Origin of the sequence: Bacillus sp. NMCN1 (assembly GCF_002998085.1) — a bacterium.
Classification (GTDB): Bacteria; Bacillota; Bacilli; order Bacillales; family Bacillaceae; genus Bacillus.
The window spans coordinates 1,301,444-1,319,843 of the sequence record NZ_PVQL01000001.1; the positions used below are offsets into that span (position 1 = coordinate 1,301,444).

18 protein-coding genes and 1 pseudogene are annotated in these 18,400 nt (G+C 41.9%); 2 read left to right on the plus strand and 17 right to left on the minus strand.

Translation table 11 applies throughout. The annotated features are described in order from the left end of the window. Positions 1-41 precede the first annotated feature (41 nt). The 4 genes from artM to C6W21_RS06920 form a co-directional block, all read right to left on the minus strand. Entirely contained in the window at positions 42-764 is a 723-nt protein-coding gene (gene artM / locus C6W21_RS06905) for an arginine ABC transporter ATP-binding protein ArtM (RefSeq protein WP_106056071.1), read from the minus strand. Beyond that, positions 757-1,413, minus strand: coding sequence for an arginine ABC transporter permease ArtQ (gene artQ / locus C6W21_RS06910; protein ID WP_003215691.1), 657 nt, complete (start codon positions 1,411-1,413; stop codon positions 757-759). Before artQ ends, artM begins: the two co-directional genes overlap by 8 nt. 126 nt (positions 1,414-1,539) lie before the next feature. Then, positions 1,540-2,307 carry a transporter substrate-binding domain-containing protein gene (locus C6W21_RS06915; protein ID WP_106049763.1) on the minus strand — a complete coding sequence of 256 codons (768 nt, stop codon included), beginning with the start codon at positions 2,305-2,307 and terminating at the stop codon, positions 1,540-1,542. 195 nt (positions 2,308-2,502) lie between these two features. Beyond that, complete coding sequence (locus C6W21_RS06920) at positions 2,503-2,940, minus strand: BrxA/BrxB family bacilliredoxin (RefSeq protein ID WP_106049764.1); 438 nt, start codon at positions 2,938-2,940, stop codon at positions 2,503-2,505. Between the two features lie 169 nt (positions 2,941-3,109). Here C6W21_RS06920 and C6W21_RS06925 point away from each other — a divergent pair, with 169 nt between their 5' ends. Next, the gene (locus tag C6W21_RS06925; RefSeq protein ID WP_106049765.1) at positions 3,110-4,003 is read left to right on the plus strand and encodes a YegS/Rv2252/BmrU family lipid kinase; all 894 of its coding nucleotides are present in this window, start codon (positions 3,110-3,112) and stop codon (positions 4,001-4,003) included. Between the two features lie 15 nt (positions 4,004-4,018). Here the strand turns inward: C6W21_RS06925 and C6W21_RS06930 are convergent, their stop codons facing one another. The 9 genes and pseudogenes from C6W21_RS06930 to C6W21_RS06970 form a co-directional block, all read right to left on the minus strand. Next, complete coding sequence (locus C6W21_RS06930; RefSeq protein WP_106049766.1) at positions 4,019-4,312, minus strand: YesK family protein; 294 nt, start codon at positions 4,310-4,312, stop codon at positions 4,019-4,021. Between the two features lie 65 nt (positions 4,313-4,377). Next, the gene (locus C6W21_RS06935; protein ID WP_106049767.1) at positions 4,378-5,634 is read right to left on the minus strand and encodes a dihydrolipoamide acetyltransferase family protein; all 1,257 of its coding nucleotides are present in this window, start codon (positions 5,632-5,634) and stop codon (positions 4,378-4,380) included. Between the two features lie 18 nt (positions 5,635-5,652). Next, positions 5,653-6,636, minus strand: a complete 984-nt coding sequence (locus C6W21_RS06940) for an alpha-ketoacid dehydrogenase subunit beta (RefSeq protein ID WP_003215848.1) — start codon at positions 6,634-6,636, stop codon at positions 5,653-5,655. Between the two features lie 12 nt (positions 6,637-6,648). Beyond that, entirely contained in the window at positions 6,649-7,641 is a 993-nt protein-coding gene (locus C6W21_RS06945) for a thiamine pyrophosphate-dependent dehydrogenase E1 component subunit alpha (RefSeq protein ID WP_106049768.1), read from the minus strand. Positions 7,642-7,658: 17 nt separating this feature from the next. Continuing rightward, positions 7,659-9,083 carry a dihydrolipoyl dehydrogenase gene (gene lpdA / locus C6W21_RS06950; protein ID WP_106049769.1) on the minus strand — a complete coding sequence of 475 codons (1,425 nt, stop codon included), beginning with the start codon at positions 9,081-9,083 and terminating at the stop codon, positions 7,659-7,661. Continuing rightward, positions 9,073-10,194, minus strand: a complete 1,122-nt coding sequence (gene buk, locus C6W21_RS06955) for a butyrate kinase (RefSeq protein ID WP_411266014.1) — start codon at positions 10,192-10,194, stop codon at positions 9,073-9,075. The genes lpdA and buk overlap by 11 nt, the downstream gene beginning before the upstream one ends. A 33-nt stretch (positions 10,195-10,227) precedes the next feature. Then, complete coding sequence (gene bcd, locus C6W21_RS06960) at positions 10,228-11,322, minus strand: branched-chain amino acid dehydrogenase (RefSeq protein ID WP_106049771.1); 1,095 nt, start codon at positions 11,320-11,322, stop codon at positions 10,228-10,230. A 25-nt stretch (positions 11,323-11,347) separates the two neighbouring features. Then, positions 11,348-12,325, minus strand: a complete 978-nt coding sequence (yqiS, locus tag C6W21_RS06965) for a phosphate butyryltransferase (RefSeq protein ID WP_223249532.1) — start codon at positions 12,323-12,325, stop codon at positions 11,348-11,350. 42 nt (positions 12,326-12,367) lie between these two features. Next, a pseudogene (locus tag C6W21_RS06970) lies at positions 12,368-14,140 on the minus strand (sigma 54-interacting transcriptional regulator); the annotation flags it as partial. Between the two features lie 449 nt (positions 14,141-14,589). Between C6W21_RS06970 and C6W21_RS06975 the strand changes: the two are divergent. Further along, complete coding sequence (locus C6W21_RS06975; protein ID WP_106049774.1) at positions 14,590-14,826, plus strand: DUF2627 domain-containing protein; 237 nt, start codon at positions 14,590-14,592, stop codon at positions 14,824-14,826. Between the two features lie 36 nt (positions 14,827-14,862). On the opposite strand, the gene C6W21_RS06980 is transcribed toward C6W21_RS06975, so the two are convergent. From C6W21_RS06980 to spo0A, 4 genes are all read right to left on the minus strand, one after another. Then, positions 14,863-15,600 (minus strand): glycerophosphodiester phosphodiesterase, encoded by a 738-nt coding sequence (locus C6W21_RS06980; RefSeq protein ID WP_106049775.1) that lies wholly within the window; start codon positions 15,598-15,600, stop codon positions 14,863-14,865. Positions 15,601-15,826: 226 nt separating this feature from the next. Next, complete coding sequence (locus C6W21_RS06985) at positions 15,827-16,927, minus strand: Rap family tetratricopeptide repeat protein (RefSeq protein ID WP_106049776.1); 1,101 nt, start codon at positions 16,925-16,927, stop codon at positions 15,827-15,829. Then, entirely contained in the window at positions 16,915-17,112 is a 198-nt protein-coding gene (locus C6W21_RS06990) for a hypothetical protein (protein WP_106049777.1), read from the minus strand. Before C6W21_RS06990 ends, C6W21_RS06985 begins: the two co-directional genes overlap by 13 nt. A gap of 269 nt (positions 17,113-17,381) precedes the next feature. After that, positions 17,382-18,185, minus strand: a complete 804-nt coding sequence (gene spo0A, locus C6W21_RS06995; RefSeq protein ID WP_012010520.1) for a sporulation transcription factor Spo0A — start codon at positions 18,183-18,185, stop codon at positions 17,382-17,384. Between the last annotated feature and the right edge of the window lie 215 nt (positions 18,186-18,400).

Genomic DNA, 18,400 nt, shown 5'->3' on the forward strand with positions numbered 1-18,400 from the left:
CAAAAAAAGAAGGAGATGTTAAGTCGCCTTCTCTTTTTTCTTTATAATATTTTTTGCAAAAAGTCTTGCGCACGCTGTGACGACGGTGATTCAAAGAATTGCACAGGGTTTGCATCCTCTACAATTTTCCCATCATCCATAAAGATCACGCGGTCAGCCACTTCTTTTGCAAAGCCCATTTCATGTGTGGCGATCACAAGCGTCATTCCAGATTGAGCCAGCTCTTTCATGACCTCTAGGACTTCCTTGACCATTTCTGGATCGAGTGCAGAAGTTGGTTCGTCAAACAGCATGATGTCTGGAGTCATCGCAAGCGCACGTGCAATCGCCACACGCTGCTTTTGACCGCCGGACAAACGATTCGGAAAATCATCTTTTTTCTCTAAAAGCCCTACCTTTTTCAGCAGATCTTCAGCTTGTTTGATGCTGTCTTCCTTCGATTGATTCTTCACATTCATTGGCGCATACGTGATATTTTCAAGCACGGTTTTATGCGGGAACAGGTGAAAATGCTGAAACACCATTCCGATGTTCTCACGCACTTTTAGTGCATTGGTTTTTGGGTTTGTGATTTCGGTATCCTTAATTGTAATGACACCAGAAGTCGGCTTTTCAAGCAAGTTGATGCAGCGAAGAAACGTCGATTTTCCTGATCCAGATGGTCCAATGACTGCGACAACTTCCCCTTCTTTAACGATGGTGTCAATCCCCTTTAATACTTCATTTTTGCCAAAAGATTTTGTGAGTTTCTCTATGTTAATCATTTGATTTTAACTTCCTTTCCACCGATTTGCCGACAAAGGTGAGAACAAGCACGATGACATAATAGATCAGACCCGCAAAAATAAGCGGTTCAAGGTAATTATACGTGACGGCACCTGCTTGGTAAGCTCGTCTCATGACATCGCCCAGTCCAATAACTGTCACAATGGCTGATTCTTTTGTCAGTGTAATCGTTTCATTCACAAGTGCAGGTGAAATATTTTTAAACGCCTGCGGAAGCAATAAGTCCTTCATCATTTTAGCATAAGGTATCCCTAAAGCAACGGCCGCTTCTTTTTGACCTTTATCAATGGCATTAATACCAGCACGAATGATTTCAGATACGTATGCCGCGGAGTTAAGTGAAAATGCCGCTACAGCAGCCCAGTATTGATCGATTTGAAACCCGAGAAGCTGAGGCAGACCAAAATAAATAATGAGCAATTGAAGCACAAGCGGTGTGCCTCGGAAGATTGATGTATAAAAATCTGCAAGCCAAATGAGCGGCTTAAACACACTAATTTTGCAAAGCGTTAATAAAATCCCTAAGATAAATCCAAGAAAAAGTGATACCACTACAATAGAAAGTGTGACCTTAAGTCCTTCTAAAATAAAGGGCATCTGAGGTATTACATCTTTAAAATCCAACATGACATTCTCCTTTTTTCTGCCTTCATACGAAATCAAAAAATAAAACAGGAAAAAAGTTCAACACGAGTTGAACTTTTCAGCGCTTTCTACTTGATTTTCATGAATGACGCTGATCCTTTTCCTGACTTACTTTTCATCAGCAAACCATTTTTTAATTAATTTATCAAGTTCACCATTATCTTGCATTTCTTTTAATGATTGATTAAATTTCGCTGTTAAGTCGCTATTTTTCTTGAATGCAATGGCTGAACCATTATTTGTTGATGCACCAAGGTTAAATGCCTGAAAGTCTTTCTCTTTCTTTAAATAGCCCGCTGCTACTTTATCTTCAATAATGGCTGCATCAAAACGGCCTGCTTTGATCTCTTGAATGATATCAGAGATTTTATTACGATCTTCTACCTTTAAATTATATTTCTTTTGCATTCCATTTGCTTCATCTTGTTGAATAGAACCTAGTTGAACTCCCACAGTTTTATCTTTTAAATCTTTCTCCGTTCTAATACCACTATTTTTCTTCGTCACAACCATGTTTTTAGCATTGTAATAAATGTCAGAGAAGTCTACTTGTTTTTTACGCTTTTCATCTGGTGTCATTCCTGCTAGGACAATATCAGCTTTGTTTGTTTTAAGGGCGGATACAAGGCTTGCAAAATCCATATCTTGAATTTCTAGCTTGTAGCCGTTCTTTTTCGCTAGTGCTGTTGCAAGATCGACATCAAAACCGACAATTTTATCTCCATCTTTTGATTCAAATGGCGGATAATCTGCTGATGTCGCCATAACGAGTGTTTTGTCATCTCCTGATGCGTTTGAATTATTAGAAGAAGTTCCGCAAGCTGCGAGTGCAGCTGCAAGACCAGCTGTCATAAGTAATAATAACCACTTTTTCATAAGATAATGCCTCCCAGTATTTAAAATCATGTATTGATTTGAATATTTATTCACTATAATGTATTTTAAACACTTTCTTTTTAAGATGCAATAGTATTTTGCTAAAATTATTTTGATTCAATGGTCTTATAAAACAAAAAGCAGACCGATCTAAAGACCGGACTGCTTTATATTTAATCATTCAAACGTCACATGTTAGATTTCTTCGCAATGCTCATCGAAAGCGGCTTGAAGCTTTGACACCACTTCCATTGGTTCGTGCCCTTCAATTTCATGACGCTCGACCATTTTGATGATCTTTCCATCTTTTAATAAAGCAAAGGATGGTGAAGATGGCGGGAAGCCTTCAAAGTATTCACGGGCTCTTGCCGTTGCCTCTTTGTCTTGTCCAGCAAACACTGTCAGCAATTGATCTGGACGCTTATCGTAATGAACAGAATAGCCTGCAGCTGGTCTTGCTATACCGCCTGCACATCCGCATACTGAATTCACCATCACAAGTGCCGTGCCTTTTTTAGCCAGTGCTTCGTCTACTTCTTCAGCTGATGTAAGCTCAGTATAGCCAGCCTGTTTGATCTCTTCTCTCGCTTGTTTCACAATATCATTCATAAATAAATTAAAATCAATATTCATGTTCGTCCACTCCTTTTGCATGCCAAAACCATTTTAACAACATCATATCAAGGAAAACGCCTGCGGGCAAATGTGTTGTCTTTTCATCCCCCACCTTTTCCGAACATCGTTTATGAGCTGTCAAATTGGGGAAAAGTGATGATAAAGAGATGAAAGGGAGAACTGCGTGATGGCACAATTCAAAAAAGCGATGCTCATTTATAATGGAAATGCTGGACAAAAAAACATGGAAAAAATTCTCGGTCAAACAGCCCCTCTTCTTTCTCTACATATTGATGAACTCATTCTTAAACCAACAAAGCAGCCAAATGATGCTTATCAATTCTGCCGTGCAATTGATGAGACGATAGAATTGCTTATCATATTAGGCGGAGATGGAACCGTGCATGAATGCATGAATGGCATCGGCGGTTTAGAAAAAAGGCCGGCTGTAGCGATATTACCAGGCGGGACATGCAATGACTTTTCTAGAACGCTTGGTATTCCGCAACAAATGCAGAAAGCCGCTCAAATGATTGTAGACGGCATAGAAAAGAAGGTCGACTTAATCAAAGCAGAAGATCGATACTTGTTAAACTTTTGGGGGATCGGGCTGATTGCAGACACGTCCAACAATATTAACGACAAGGAAAAAGCTGTACTCGGCAAAATCAGCTACTTCACAAGTGCCGTGCGCACCTTGCAGCAAACAGATCCTTTTCACGTACGAATTGAGACAGAGGAGGAAAGCTGGGAAGAGGAAGCCGTCATCGTTCTAGTGATGAACGGACATTTCATCGGTACAAATAAAATTGATTTGCCCAATGCAGCGATAGATGATGGAAAAGCGGAAATCTTAATTTGCAGAAATACGAGCTTCTCTGCTCTAAAAGAAATCTTTTCTATGAACCGGGAAGAGCTGGAGGATTTCACCGGCGATCTATCTCTCATTCAAGCGTCCAGTATTCAGATCCACACAAAAGAGGAAATGGATGCTGATACGGATGGCGAAGTGTATATGACAGCTCCTGCTTATTTAGAAGTGTTAAAACAGCATTTGACCTTTATTGTTCCAGCAGAATAAAGAAAACGCCCGAAATTATTCTTTTTCGGGCGTTTTTTTGATATAGCGTCTGTATAAATATTCAAGTGCATATCCAAGCAGAGTCCCGGCAAGAAGAGAAATTCCTAAAAGGCTATTCGCTGTTCCTTTAAATCCACCGACAATCAGCAGGCAGTACACGATTTGAATCATTGAAACGATTGATATGATAAGTAGTAATCTTTCAGGATGATTGCGTGATTTAGAAATGTACCGTAGAAAAGCGAACGCAATCGCTGTGATAAACATGAGACCAATCGTTAGAAAAGCAAAAAAGTCTAGTCCAGACATATCATCGCTCCTTCCTCCTAGATGTGGAAATCCCCCTCTCATGCCGGGAGGGGGACATTCATGTTTTAATAAACAGATGTCTGCTCGTCAATGCCTTCAAGGATTTGTTTAATTCGTTGAAGGAATCTGCCGCATACAAGACCGTCAAGTACTCTGTGATCTAATGAGAGACAAAGATTGACCATGTCTCTTGCTGCAATCATGCCATTTACAATCATTGGACGCTTCACGATCGATTCTACTTGTAAAATCGCCGCTTGCGGATAATTTATGATTCCCATGGATTGTACAGAACCAAATGATCCCGTGTTGTTTACAGTAAAGGTGCCGCCTTCCATGTCACTTTGCTTCAGCGTTCCTTGTCTCACCTTGGAAGCAAGCTCATGAATTTCTTTGGCGATGCCCTTAATCGTTTTTTCATCTGCATCCTTAATGACTGGAACAAAAAGAGCGTCATCAGTCGCAACAGCAATAGAGACATTGATCGCTTTCTTTTGAACAATTTTATCTCCAGCCCACATGCTGTTCATTTCTGGGAATTCCTTTAAGCCCTGAGCCACTGCTTTGACAAAGAACGCAAAGAACGTCAAATTAAAGCCTTCTTTTGCTTTAAATTGGTCCTTGAGCTGATTTCTTCTTGTCACAAGGTTTGTCACGTCGACTTCCATCATCGTCCATGCGTGCGGAATTTCATGTTTGCTTCTCAGCATATTTGCCGCAATCGCCTGCCTGATTGGCGTGACTGGCAGTTCAACATCACCAGGCATTGTAGAGACGGAAGGCGCCGCTTTTGGTTTTGATGACTGCGCAGGCTCCGGCTTTACCGACTGTTCATTGACAGGTGCTGCCTTCTCTTGTACGCCGCCGTTTTCAATGAGCTGAAGTAAATCTTTTCTTGTGATTCGTCCACCTGCTCCCGTTCCTTGAACAGCCGCTAAATCAATGCTGTGCTCATCAGCTAAACGAAGGACTGCTGGAGAGTAGCGTTTCTTTTGACTTTGATTCTCTTTTGTTTGATCTGCTTCAGGTGCTTCACTTTGCTCAGGTGCCGCTTCTTCTTTCGCACTCTGCTGTGAGCTGCCTTCTACTTCAATTTCACAGAACACTTCTCCAACTTGCAGTGTATCGCCTTCCTCAGCTGATAGCTTTGTAATCGTTCCTGTAAAAGATGACGGGACTTCTGCGTTCACTTTATCCGTCATGACTTCCGCAATCGGATCGTATTTATTCACATGATCGCCAGGTGAAACGAGCCATTTGCTAATGGTTCCTTCTGTTACACTTTCACCTAACTGAGGCATTTTCATTTGTTCAATTGCCACTTGAAACCCTCCTCTTTCTTAAAACGCCGCAAGCTCTCTCATTTCAGCTTCTACCTTATCTGGATTGACCATGAAGAATTTTTCCATTGTCGGCGCATAAGGCATTGCCGGAATTTCTGGTCCGGCTAGACGTTTGATTGGTGCGTCTAAATCAAATAAGCAATGCTCTGAAATGATCGCCGCTACCTCACTCATGATGCTGCCCTCTTTTGTATCTTCCGTTAGAAGAAGCACTTTGCCTGTTTTTGATGCCGCTTCAATAATGGCTTCCTGATCAAGCGGGTACACTGTTCTCAAATCGAGAATATGCGCGGAAATGCCGTCTTTTGCAAGGCGGTCTGCTGCTTGCAGCGCAAAATGGACACAGAGCCCATATGTAATGACCGTGATATCATCGCCTTCACGTTTCACATCTGCTTTTCCAATAGGGAGTGTGTAATCCTCTTCAGGTACTTCTCCTTTGATGAGACGATAGGCACGTTTGTGTTCAAAGAACAATACAGGATCTGGATCACGCACCGCAGCCTTTAAAAGCCCTTTTACATCATAAGGTGTAGAAGGCATGACAATCTTCAAACCAGGCTGATTGGCAAAAATCGCTTCAACCGATTGTGAATGATAGAGCGCTCCGTGTACACCGCCCCCGTAAGGTGCGCGGATGACCATTGGACAGCTCCAATCGTTATTTGAGCGGTATCTAATTTTTGCAGCCTCTGATATGATTTGGTTGATTGCAGGCATGATGAAATCCGCAAATTGCATCTCCGCAATTGGGCGCATTCCATACATCGCTGCCCCAATCCCTACACCAGCAATGGCTGATTCTGCAAGAGGTGTATCCATGACGCGGGCTTCTCCGAATTGCTCATAAAGACCCGCTGTCGCTTTAAATACGCCGCCCTTTTTCCCGACATCCTCTCCGAGCACAAACACTTTCGGATCTCGCTCCATTTCTTCTTTCATCGCCAGTGTAATGGCGTCTATATATGACATAACAGGCATTTTTCTTCCCCCTTACTCCGCATACACGTAACGAAGTGCGCTTTCTGCATCAGCATAAGCAGCGTTTTCCGCTTCATCAGTGGCTTCGTTTACGATTTGCATGATTTCTTTTGTCATCTCTTCTTTCATTTCTGAAGTCATGACGTTTCCTTCGATTAAATACGTTTCATATTGGATGAGCGGATCTTTCTTTCTCGCTTCGAGCACTTCTTCTTTTTCTCGATAGCTTGAATCATCGTCATCGCTTGAATGCGCAGTTAAACGGTAAGAGATCGCTTCAATCAACGTTGGTCCTTCGCCTCTTGCCGCACGGTCTCTCGCTTCTTTGACAGCGGCATATACTTCAAGCGGATCATTGCCATCAACGGTTACACCAGGCATTCCGTACCCAACTGCACGATCTGAAATGCGTTCACATGCCACTTGTTTGTCATACGGCACGGAAATCGCGTACTTATTGTTTTCACACATGAAAATAACAGGCAGTTTATGCACAGCAGCGAAGTTAGCGCCTTCGTGGAAATCACCTTGGTTTGAAGAGCCCTCACCAAACGTGACAAAGCTGACAAAGTTTTTCTGATCTAAACGTCCAGCAAGTGCAATCCCCACTGCATGAGGAACCTGCGTTGTCACAGGTGATGATCCCGTCACAATTCGATTTGATTTCTGTCCAAAATGTCCCGGCATCTGTCTTCCACCTGAGTTTGGATCGTCTTGTTTTGCGAAACCAGACATCATTAAATCTTTGGCTGTCATCCCAAATGCGAGGACAATCCCCATATCACGGTAGTAAGGTAAGACGTAATCCTCTTCTCTATTGAGAGCAAAAGCAGCACCGACTTGCTGCGCTTCCTGCCCTTGACAAGAAATAACGAATGGAATTTTCCCGGAACGGTTTAAAAGCCACATCCGTTCATCGATTTTTCTTGCTAGAAGCATTGTTCTGTATATATCAATTGCTTGTTCATCTGATAATCCTAATTCATGATGACGCATGTTACTCATCTTATTTCCCTCCTTGATTAAAAATGGATCGCCTTCCCGTCAACAGCAAGGGCAGCCTCGCCAATCGCCTCTGATAAGGTCGGGTGCGGGTGAATCGTTTGCCCCACTTCCCACGGGGTTGCATCAAGTACTTTGGCTAATCCAGCTTCAGATATCATATCTGTTACATGAGGACCAATCATATGAATTCCTAAAATATCATCTGTCTTTTGATCGGCAATGATTTTGACGAATCCATCAGACTCCCCGTACACAAGCGCTTTTCCGATCGCCATAAATGGAAACTTCCCTATTTTGACTTCAAAGCCCTGCTCTTTTGCCGCCTTTTCAGTGAGTCCAACACTAGCGGTTTCTGGTTGAGAGTAAACACATTTAGATACGAGCGTTTCATCGAGCGGCTTTGGATCTTTCCCAGCCATATGTTCCACAGCAATCATGCCTTCGTGTGAAGCCACATGTGCCAGCTGAAGCCCGCCAATGACATCTCCTATTGCGTAAATATGCGATTCTTTCGTTTGATAATGTTCATTCACAACAATGCCTTGTTTTTCTGTTTGGATGTCCGTGTTTTCAAGACCAATGCCTTCAATATTTGGTACTCTGCCGACTGAAAGAAGAAGTTTTTCCGCTTCAAACGTCTGAATGTCTCCATCCTTTTCTGCTTGAATCGTCACGAGATTCTCCTGCTTTTTTACGGTATCTGGCAGTACTTTCGCATTTGTCACAAAGGTGATGCCTTTTTTAGTTAAAAGCTTTTCCATTTCTTTAGAAATGTCATGATCCTCTGTTGGCAATATGCGATCTGAAAATTCAATCACAGTCACTTTCACACCGAAATCATTGAGCATAGAAGCCCACTCGATTCCGATCACCCCGCCACCGACAATGAGCATCGACTGCGGAAGCTCTGGCAGTTCAAGTGCATCATCTGATGTAAGAATGTGCGTCCCATCTGCTTCAAGCCCAGGCAGCACACGCGGTCTTGAACCTGTCGCAATGATGACCTGCTTTGGAATGAGCATTTCATTTTCATCTCCATTTGCCATTTCTACGGAGATGGTCCCTGGCATTGGCGAAAAGATAGATGGTCCAAGAATCCGGCCAATCCCTTCATAGACATCAATTTTCCCTTGTTTCATTAAGTGTTTGACGCCGCCTGCTAGCTTCTCTACAATCTCTGCTTTTCTTTTCTGCACATTGGCAAACTGCAAGGCAATGCCGTTTGCCTCAACGCCAAATTCAGCAGCACGTTTGACGGTTTGATAGACTTCGGCACTTCTTAGCAGCGCTTTAGACGGAATGCATCCTTTATGCAGACATGTTCCGCCAAGCTTTTCTTTTTCCACAACTGCTGTTTTCAATCCAAGCTGTGAGGCACGGATGGCCGCTACATAGCCGCCTGTGCCTCCACCGAGAATGACGAGGTCATATTCAGTTGCCATGACTTGTCACTCCTTTCTTCATTCGTTGATCATTTGGGTATTCTTTGGGAGATTCTTCTTCTTTTAAAATACGAAGTGCACCTTCTGCTAAGGATTGCAGTTCATTTTCACCTGGGTACACGACAACATCTGAAATCCAGTCAATGTATCCTCTAATACTTGATGTAATTTGTTTGCTGTACGCAAGTCCGCCTGTTAGCACAATAACGTCAACTGCTCCTTTTAGGACAGCACTTGCCGCACCAATTTCCTTGGCAATTTGATAGCACATCGCTTCATAAATCAGCGCCGCCCGTTCATCGCCTGCTTCAATCATGCGCTCTACTTTCACAGCATCTGTCGTGCCAAGGTAGCCCGCTAGTCCGCCTTCACCAATAATGCGTTTCAGCATTTCCTCTTGGCTATACTCACCAGAAAAGCAGAGATTGACGAGGTCACCTGTTGGCAGGGTCCCTGCTCGCTCCGGGCTGAAAGGTCCTTCGCCATGCAGTCCGTTATTGACATCAATGACTTTTCCTTTTTCATGTACACCAATAGTGATGCCGCCGCCCATATGCGTAATAATCATGTTCAAATCTTCGTAGCGCTTCCCAAAGGAAGCAGCTGTTTTTCTTGCGACTGCTTTTTGATTTAATGCATGGAAGATGCTTTTTCTTTCAATCGTTGGCAGCCCTGAAATACGAGCAATTGGTTTTAGCTCATCCACCACAACTGGATCGACAATAAAAGCTGGGATGTTCAAGCCAAGTGCAATTTCTCGTGCAATGATACCGCCCAGATTTGATGCATGCTGGCCGGCATATCCTTTTTTCAGGTCTTGCACCATTTGCTCATTGACTTCATATGTGCCTCCTTCGATAGGCCGGAGAAGGCCGCCGCGTGCGCACACTGCATCAAACTTTGAGATGTTCATCCCCTGCTCGTGCAGTGTTTTCAGAATTGTTTCTTGACGAAATGAAAACTGATCAATGATATGAGGAAACTGCTTTAATTCCTCATCTGTATGTCTGAGTGTCGTTTCAAAAATAGATCGTTCATTATGAAACACACCGATTTTTGTTGAAGTAGAGCCAGGATTAATCGTGAGAATACGCCATTCTTTTGTCAGCAAAAACAAAACCTCCGTTTCAACTCATTCTTCAAATTAGCGACGACTTAAAATATGTTGGCCATTTTGCAGGAATTGACTTCTTGATTTGCGCATTCTTTCAATTCGCTCTTCCGCCAATCGGTCTGCCGCTTTATAGGTTGGAATGGCATCACGGTTTGAAATTTCAATCACACGTTCAATATTTTGGTAAATACCTTCCACTTTTTTCATCGCACGATCTGCATTATAGCCATAAAGCTCATCAGCAACGTTAATCACGCCGCCTGCATTGATCACATAATCAGGTGCATACACAATGCCCATTTCATGGATAAGATCGCCGTGATGCGTTTCTCTCAGCTGGTTATTCGCTGCACCTGCGATGACCTTTGCTTTCAACTTAGGAATCGTTACATCGTTAATGGTTGCACCAAGTGCACACGGTGCATAAATATCACATGCTTGATCATAAATATCGTCAGGGTCTACTGCTTTTGCGCCAAAGTCTTCTACAGCTCGTTTTACAGAGTCTTTGTTGATATCTGTAACAATCAGATGTGCGCCTTCTTCGTGCAGGTGTTTACACAGATTGTAGGCCACATTCCCAACACCTTGGACAGCAATTGTTTTTCCTTCTAATGAATCGGTCCCAAATGCAGCTTTGGCAGCGGCTTTCATCCCTTTATATACACCGTAAGCCGTAACAGGAGACGGATTTCCGGATGAACCAAATGCAGGAGAAATACCTGTCACAAAGTCTGTTTCTTCATGAATCAGATCCATGTCTTCTACCGTTGTACCGACATCCTCCGCTGTGATATAGCGGCCATTCAATCCTTGTATGTAGCGTCCAAACGCACGGAACATTTCTTCATTTTTATCTTTTCTCGGGTCACCGATGATGACTGTTTTCCCGCCGCCAAGATTCAGGCCTGCTGCTGCGTTTTTATAAGTCATCCCTCTTGCTAGACGCAACGCATCCTCGATTGCTGCTTCTTCGTTTTCATACGTCCACATTCTTGTTCCGCCTAGTGCTGGCCCAAGTGTTGTATCATGAATGGCAATAATCGCTTTTAAGCCAGATTGTTCATCCTGACAAAATACAAGCTGCTCATAATCGTATCGTTCCATATATTTAAAAAGTTCCATTGTTTATTCCTCCTATGACTTTCGCTTAATTTGATGTACAGATGGCAAGTGCAATTGAATAAAGCTTACTTTCAGCTGAATCAGACCGGCTTGTTAAAGCAATCGGCGCCTTCGCTCCTGCCACCACAGCTCCCACCTTTGCATGTGCAAAGTAGATGAGAGATTTATAAAGAATGTTCCCTGCTTCAATCGTTGGCACAAGCAAAATATCTGCATGACCGGCGACATCACTCGTAATATTTTTATGAGAAGCTGCTGTTTGAGAAATGGCATTGTCTAAAGCTAGAGGTCCATCAATGAGGCAGCCAGAAATTTGACCCCGCCTATTCATTTGCGCCAGACTTGCCGCTGTCAAAGTGGAATCCATTGCCGGGTTCACGACCTCTACCGCAGATAACACTGCCACCTTGGGCATGTCGTTTCCGACAGCTTGTGCTACTTGAACAGCATTGATCGTGATCTCTTTGAGCATATTTAAATCGGGCGCGATGTTCATCGCAGAATCCGTGACATAAATAAAACGATCAAAGCCCGGCACTTCGAATGCCGCGACATGTGATAGGACACTCGCTGTCCGCAGCCCGTACTCTTTATTCAGTACCGCTTTTAAAAGAACGGCTGTCGTGACATGCCCCTTCATCAATATATCTGCATGCTTCTCACTCACTGCCTGCACGGCAATTTTGGCTGATTCTTCAGGAGAATCCGAATGAATAATATCTATCCAGCCCTCATTGATCTCATGCTGTTTCACCAGCTCCTTCAGGTTGCGTTTGTTCCCAACCAGCAGGAAGCGAGCGACCTTTCGTTCAATTGCCATCTTGATGGCATGAAGCACTTCTTCGTCTTCTGCATGAGCCACAGCAGCAGTTTTATTCTGCAGCTGGGCGGCTTTCATAATCAGATCGTCAAGCTTCATATATGCCCACCTTTCCTTATGCTCGGGTTCATGGTTTTCATATGCAAGTTCTGTGCCAGCTTGAAACGCAGCGAAACAAGGCATTCCGCATGAAACACGTGCAACTTTTTGCAGGTAACATGCATTTTATTGCATGCTATCTTTTGCAAGTTGATATTTATCCATTTTATAGTAAAGGTTTCGAATGCTGATCCCTAACGTTTTTGCTGTTTTCGTGCGGTTGAATTGATGCTTTTCAAGGGTTTGTTTAATGAGTTTCGCTTCAAATGCCTCAACAGCATCCGAAAGTGTCTCTCCCTCAAATTGACTGACAGCCAGTTCCTGCTGCTCTTTTTCTTCCTGCTCTTCTGACTCCATGAAGGAAATATGATCCTCATCAATCCATTCTTCTTGCGGATTCAAAAAGATCATGGCTCGTCCAAGGACATTTTCCAGTTCCCTTACGTTACCAGGCCAGCTGTAGGATCGAAGTCTATCGAGCGCCCCTTCCGTTAAGCCGCTCACATTTCGTCCATAGTCTAAATTGATTTTCTGAATAAGGCGTTTACTTAAGGAGTCAATATCTTCTAGGCGCTGCCTTAGCGGCGGAATAGAGATTGGATATCTGTTCATCCGATAATATAAGTCCTCTCTGAACTTACCTTCCGCCATCGCTTTTTCAATATTGACATTTGTTGCGGTGATCACACGTACATCAACAGGTATGGCTTTTGTTCCGCCGACTCTAACAATTTCTTTTTCCTGCATGACGCGTAATAATTTCGCTTGTGTACTTGGCGTCATTTCACCAATTTCATCCAAAAAGATACTGCCGTGATTCGCCTCTTCAAACAGCCCTTTTTTGCCGCCGCGCCTTGCACCAGAAAACGCTCCTTCCTCGTAGCCAAAAAGCTCTGACTCTAAAAGGGTTTCCGATAAGGCCGCACAGTTGACTCTTACAAAGCGATTATATTTCCGGTCACTTTCATTGTGTATAGCGTGCGCAAACAGCTCTTTTCCAGTACCCGATTCTCCCCTGAGTAAAATGGTGGCTGGTGTTTTTGCTCCTAGCTTTGCCTGCTCAAGCGCCACAAGCATTTGTTCACTTTCTCCAATAATGTCTTCAAATGTGTACTTTGCTTCAAGTGTCCGGATGAGCTGTCTTGCTTTATTTAATTCATTCGTGAGTGATTGAATTTCTGATACGTCATGAATGACGCCGACACTGCCTTTTAGAATGCCATCAACGATCACTGGTGCTACGTTGACGATCACATCCTTCTTATTTGGTCCGACTTTCATTCTAACGCCTCGAACCGGTCTTCTCGTTTCAAGCACCTTCAAATGCATGCTTTCCCCTTCAGAAATATCCGCACCTGCTGGTTTGCCCACAACCTCTCTGTCTGTTAACCCCGTCATTTTCGTGTAAGCTCGGTTGATTAAAATCCCTTTCCCCTGCTCATCTACGACGGAAATCGCTTCATCTGATGATTGAATGATGGCCTCAAGCATTGTGCGCACTTCTTTGAGGTTTGTGACTTCTTCCGCAAGCTCCACTGCATCTGTAATATCTTTGAAAATAGATAAAGCGCCCAGCATTCTTCCTGCGTCATCAATAATTGGCAAACGCGTTGTGACAATTTGTATTTGCTGATTCAGAAATTGTTTTTGATTAAATTCTGGCTCCCTCGATCTTAAAATATCGGGAAGCTTTGTATTTGGGATCACTTCACGTATGTGCCGGCCAATCGCATCTTTTTGCGAACATCCAACCATTTTGGCAGCCGACCGATTAAATAGGACGACTTCTTCATCCATATTAATAAAAATCATGCCATCGTTCGTTGCATTAAAAATGCGGTCATGTTTATAGGTTTGTTCCTTTAATATTTGAATGAGCTGATGCTTTTCTGACATTAATTCTGATATGGCGTATGCCATTGAACTTGGAACAATGACAGCATGCTCTGGTTTTTTTTCCATCAGTTCTTTCAGCACTGCTGAACTGCCTGTTGTTTCAATGATGATATCAATGTCATCTTTTATGTATTCTTTCCAATCCGTTGTCGTATCAATTCCATTCTTTTTCGCTTCTACCATCCCCGGTGCCTCAAGATCAAGGTCGGCGATTGCAACGATTTGAATCATATTTGTTTTCAGCAATGTTTCAAGCAATGCTGATCCACCCTGTCCTGCACCGACAATCAAGACTCTCTGCATCCCGTTACCCCTTTGTATGAAAAAATTTGCACACCATATTTTTCCGTTGCAAAAAATTGCACAACTCTTATATTACCACGTTTTCCTTTCTTGACAAAATATTTTTTGAATTAGACAATGGAAGTAAATGACGTTTAAGGGGACATTTGATGGGGAGAATACTTGCATTAGTGATTATTTTAATACCTGGCGCGCTTGCTGCAATTGGGATTAAGCTGCTGCGTGACACGGTTTTCGGCATCATCATTGCACCATTTCCATTTTTATGGCTGCAAGGAATTGCAGGGTTGTTATTTTTAGGGGTGGGTCTTTATGTAGTGGCTGGCTTTATTTTATATAGAGACCGTAAACGAAATAAAGTGACTGCTCGCTTTAAGCAGAGATAAAACGTGAAATAAAGACCCGCTGATGATAGCAGGTCTTTATTTCATTTCTTCTCTTATTTTCACGGCTCGATCAGGAAAATCTGTGAAAATTCCATCGACACCTAAGGAAAACATGTTTTTCATTTGCTTTTCATTATTTACTGTAAACGGCCTGATCACTTGCTGAGCGGCATGGAGAGCCAATACAACTTCTTTTGTTACCCCTGCTCCCTTTATATTCGGATGATAACCTCTTGCAGGTACTGTTTTTACGTACATCTCCGGCTGATGAATCACATCCATTGTGAGAACAGCAAGCTCAACATGCGGCATCAGCTTGTGAAAAAGAGCTAAACTCCCATGATGAAACGATGAGACAAGTACACGATCTTCTATTTGAAAGTGTTCAATTTGCTCCTTCACTTTCTCTTCAATACCAGGATATCGATAAATGGAGTTTTTCAGTTCAATATTGATGATGAGTGATGATTGCTGCGTCACTAGCTCCAATACTTCCTCTAAAAGAGGAATGGATACAGCACCGGTTTCTTCATAGAAAGAATGACTCGCATCTCCTGCTTTTAGCTCTTCATATGTATGGTCTTTCACTAAGCCTTTCATATTCGTTGTTCTGTTCAGCTTCTCATCGTGAATGACAGCAAGCCTGCCATCTTTCGTCAGCTGAACATCCAGCTCAATACCGTCAGCTCCAGAATGGAGTGCATGCTCAAAGGCTATCATGGTATTTTCAGGGTAGATTCCTTTAAAACCTCTGTGTGCAAAAATTTTCGTCATAGGTCACCTCTAAGTATGATGCTTCCTTTCATTATGACGTGTCTCTTTTCGTTTTTCCAGTTTGAGCACATAAAAAAACCTCTTCTGATTAGTACGAAGAGGTTGACAGATAAATTCGATCACGTAATCGCTCTGATGGCTTGCTCTGTCGTCTCTGCGTCAAGAGCAAAAAGGGAAGAAACAACTGCGACTGCTGTAACGACGGTTACACCTAACAACAACTTTTTCATAAGATAACCTCCACTTTCTTTTGAAGTATTTGTGCATCGAATTTCTTTTCAAGAAAACGAATGGCGTTTTGATAGTCATTTCGTTCCTTGAAGTATTTCGATATTTGTTCAGACAAATCCTCAAGCTCCACATATAATCTATTTTTTTCTATGTAGTCTAATTTTTCTGAGAATACGTCTGCTACTCCACTATTTTCGCACATCAAATCTAAAATTTCAAATTTTACTATATATTCATTATTTTGGATATCGCAGCTATACTGAATGCCCTCTTTAATATATTCCTTCGCTTCTTGATCTCCTAGATGAACTAAGGCATTTGCCAGAACATATAAAGATTGAATGTAATAATGGCTATTGTCGCGGTGAATTTGAATGCCAATTCCTTTTTTTGCATAATGTGCGCTTTTTTCATAATCATGCTTTGCATAATAAAGAACGGCTAAATTGTGATAGCATTTCCCAATCAGCACTTCATTGTTAATGCGTTTACTTTTCTCAAGTGCCTCTTGGTATTTTTCCTCTGCTTCTTCAAATTGAAACAAATCAATACAATTACTTGCATGTAAAATCAAGCTGTCAATCGCCTGCGCTGTATACTCTTCATGCGCTTTGAATGTATCGATGGCTTTTTTGATATGATTAATGGATATGAAATTTTGTTTCAGTTCGTAATAGATTGAAGCAACTTTATGGTGAAAAGTTCCTACTTCAAGGTCTTCATTCACACGTTTTAGGCGCTGTTCTGCAATTTTGTAAAAGCTGATGGCTTCATCATACTTTTTCACATATGCAGCATATTGGCCTTTGTAAAAGTAAAAATAAAAATTAATAATGTCATCTGCTTTCTCATCAAGCGTTCCGACACTTTTCATAATGTGATTGGCTTTTTCAATATTTCCAAGTAACATTTCATGTCTGCCATTAACAAGCTGATAATACAGGAGAACTTCGCGGTCTTCATCTGTATTTTTTAGCAAATTCTGAATTTTCTCTTTATAGATAGCAGATTTTTCTAGGTCATTCTGAGAAATGACCCTCGTCCACTTGCTAATTTCGTTCGCTACCTCAGCAGAGTGGATTTTCAGCTTTCCCATAACCTCACCCTCTTCTTTTCATTATTATAGCATAGTAAAAGAATGTGAAAATTATTAATTTCGACAATGGGAATATTCAGTTCAAATGGCACAATCTCTAAGAAGCCAGTGACTTTAAAACGCCAACCAATCAGGTCAATAGAAATAGAACTTTCGATCTCATTTACTTTATTTACTAAATCCATCAGACCTTTTCCTCTCATCCTTTTTCTTACGAATGAGCGTTTTCTTCTTCTATTTTAAAAGACCAATTGATTGGCGTAGCTGATTACCACTAATTTATGTCATACCCATTTCTTTCATGCTTTATTTTTCATTTTATTCTGAAAATAAAGCAAGCCGAGTTGTCTAAATAAAACAATAAGATGATTGTATCAATACGACCAATTTTTGACAATATTTTTTCAAAATAAAAAAACGCCTCTTTGAAGAAACGTTTTTTTATGAAAATGAACTAGCTAGCTCTATGCTCTAAGCGCAGACGATCAGCTACCATCGCGATAAATTCAGAATTGGTTGGTTTCGCTTTAGACATGCTGACAGTATAACCAAAGAGTGAGGAAATGGAATCGATGTTTCCCCTGCTCCAAGCAACTTCAATCGCATGGCGAATCGCTCGTTCTACCCTGCTGGCAGTCGTGTTAAATTTCTTCGCGATGTCTGGATACAACACTTTTGTGATGCTTCCGAGAAGCTCAATGTCATTGTACACCATCGAAATGGCTTCTCTTAAGTATAAATAGCCTTTTATATGAGCGGGTACGCCAATCTCATGAATAATCGTCGTAATGCTCGCATCTAAGTTTTTACGTTTCGGTTCAGGTTTGTTTCGAAGAACACTGTTTTGGATAGATGAAGATCGATGGGTGACTTGTGTGCCGTTTCCACTGACTTGACGAATATGACCGACTAGGTTTTCCATATCAAATGGCTTTAAGATAAAATAGGATGCGCCCAAATCAACTGCTTTTTTCGTGACATCTTCTTGTCCGAACGCCGTTAGCATAATCACACTTGGCTGTTTGGTCATGTCATTGTTTTCACGGAGGCGTTCCAGTACAGCAAGACCGTCTAAATGAGGCATGATAATATCTAAGAGGAGAACGTCGGGCTCTTTATCTTTAAATAATGTCAGACATTCCTGACCATTATACGCCACACCAAGCACTTCCATATCTTCCTGTCCCTCAATATACTCTGTCAAAAGGCCAACAAGCTCTCGATTGTCATCAGCTACACACACTTTAATTTTCTCCACGTTCTTTCCTCCCCAATGTCGATTCCTTTAGTCTTTTGCATTTCTCTTCTGAGTGTTCAATTCGACAAAACCATGCTATCCCCTTTAAAAAACTTTAATTTTCCGAATAATAGAGCATTATCTAGCTTTTTCTACGTTTTTCTTAACGAATCGACGATTATTGCAATTTGACAACAATCTATTTTCCATTTTGTCGAAAAATCTCTTTTTCCTTA

Coding starts and splice junctions, on each gene's coding strand:
- artM (WP_106056071.1), bottom strand. CDS start 764: ATGATTAACATAGAGAAACTCACAAAATCTTTTGGCAAAAATGAAGTA.
- artQ (WP_003215691.1), bottom strand. CDS start 1,413: ATGTTGGATTTTAAAGATGTAATACCTCAGATGCCCTTTATTTTAGAA.
- C6W21_RS06915 (WP_106049763.1), bottom strand. CDS start 2,307: ATGAAAAAGTGGTTATTATTACTTATGACAGCTGGTCTTGCAGCTGCA.
- C6W21_RS06920 (WP_106049764.1), bottom strand. CDS start 2,940: ATGAATATTGATTTTAATTTATTTATGAATGATATTGTGAAACAAGCG.
- C6W21_RS06925 (WP_106049765.1), top strand. CDS start 3,110: ATGGCACAATTCAAAAAAGCGATGCTCATTTATAATGGAAATGCTGGA.
- C6W21_RS06930 (WP_106049766.1), bottom strand. CDS start 4,312: ATGTCTGGACTAGACTTTTTTGCTTTTCTAACGATTGGTCTCATGTTT.
- C6W21_RS06940 (WP_003215848.1), bottom strand. CDS start 6,636: ATGCCTGTTATGTCATATATAGACGCCATTACACTGGCGATGAAAGAA.
- C6W21_RS06945 (WP_106049768.1), bottom strand. CDS start 7,641: ATGAGTAACATGCGTCATCATGAATTAGGATTATCAGATGAACAAGCA.
- lpdA (WP_106049769.1), bottom strand. CDS start 9,083: ATGGCAACTGAATATGACCTCGTCATTCTCGGTGGAGGCACAGGCGGC.
- bcd (WP_106049771.1), bottom strand. CDS start 11,322: ATGGAACTTTTTAAATATATGGAACGATACGATTATGAGCAGCTTGTA.
- yqiS (WP_223249532.1), bottom strand. CDS start 12,325: ATGCCTTGTTTCGCTGCGTTTCAAGCTGGCACAGAACTTGCATATGAA.
- C6W21_RS06975 (WP_106049774.1), top strand. CDS start 14,590: ATGGGGAGAATACTTGCATTAGTGATTATTTTAATACCTGGCGCGCTT.
- C6W21_RS06980 (WP_106049775.1), bottom strand. CDS start 15,600: ATGACGAAAATTTTTGCACACAGAGGTTTTAAAGGAATCTACCCTGAA.
- C6W21_RS06985 (WP_106049776.1), bottom strand. CDS start 16,927: ATGGGAAAGCTGAAAATCCACTCTGCTGAGGTAGCGAACGAAATTAGC.
- C6W21_RS06990 (WP_106049777.1), bottom strand. CDS start 17,112: ATGGATTTAGTAAATAAAGTAAATGAGATCGAAAGTTCTATTTCTATT.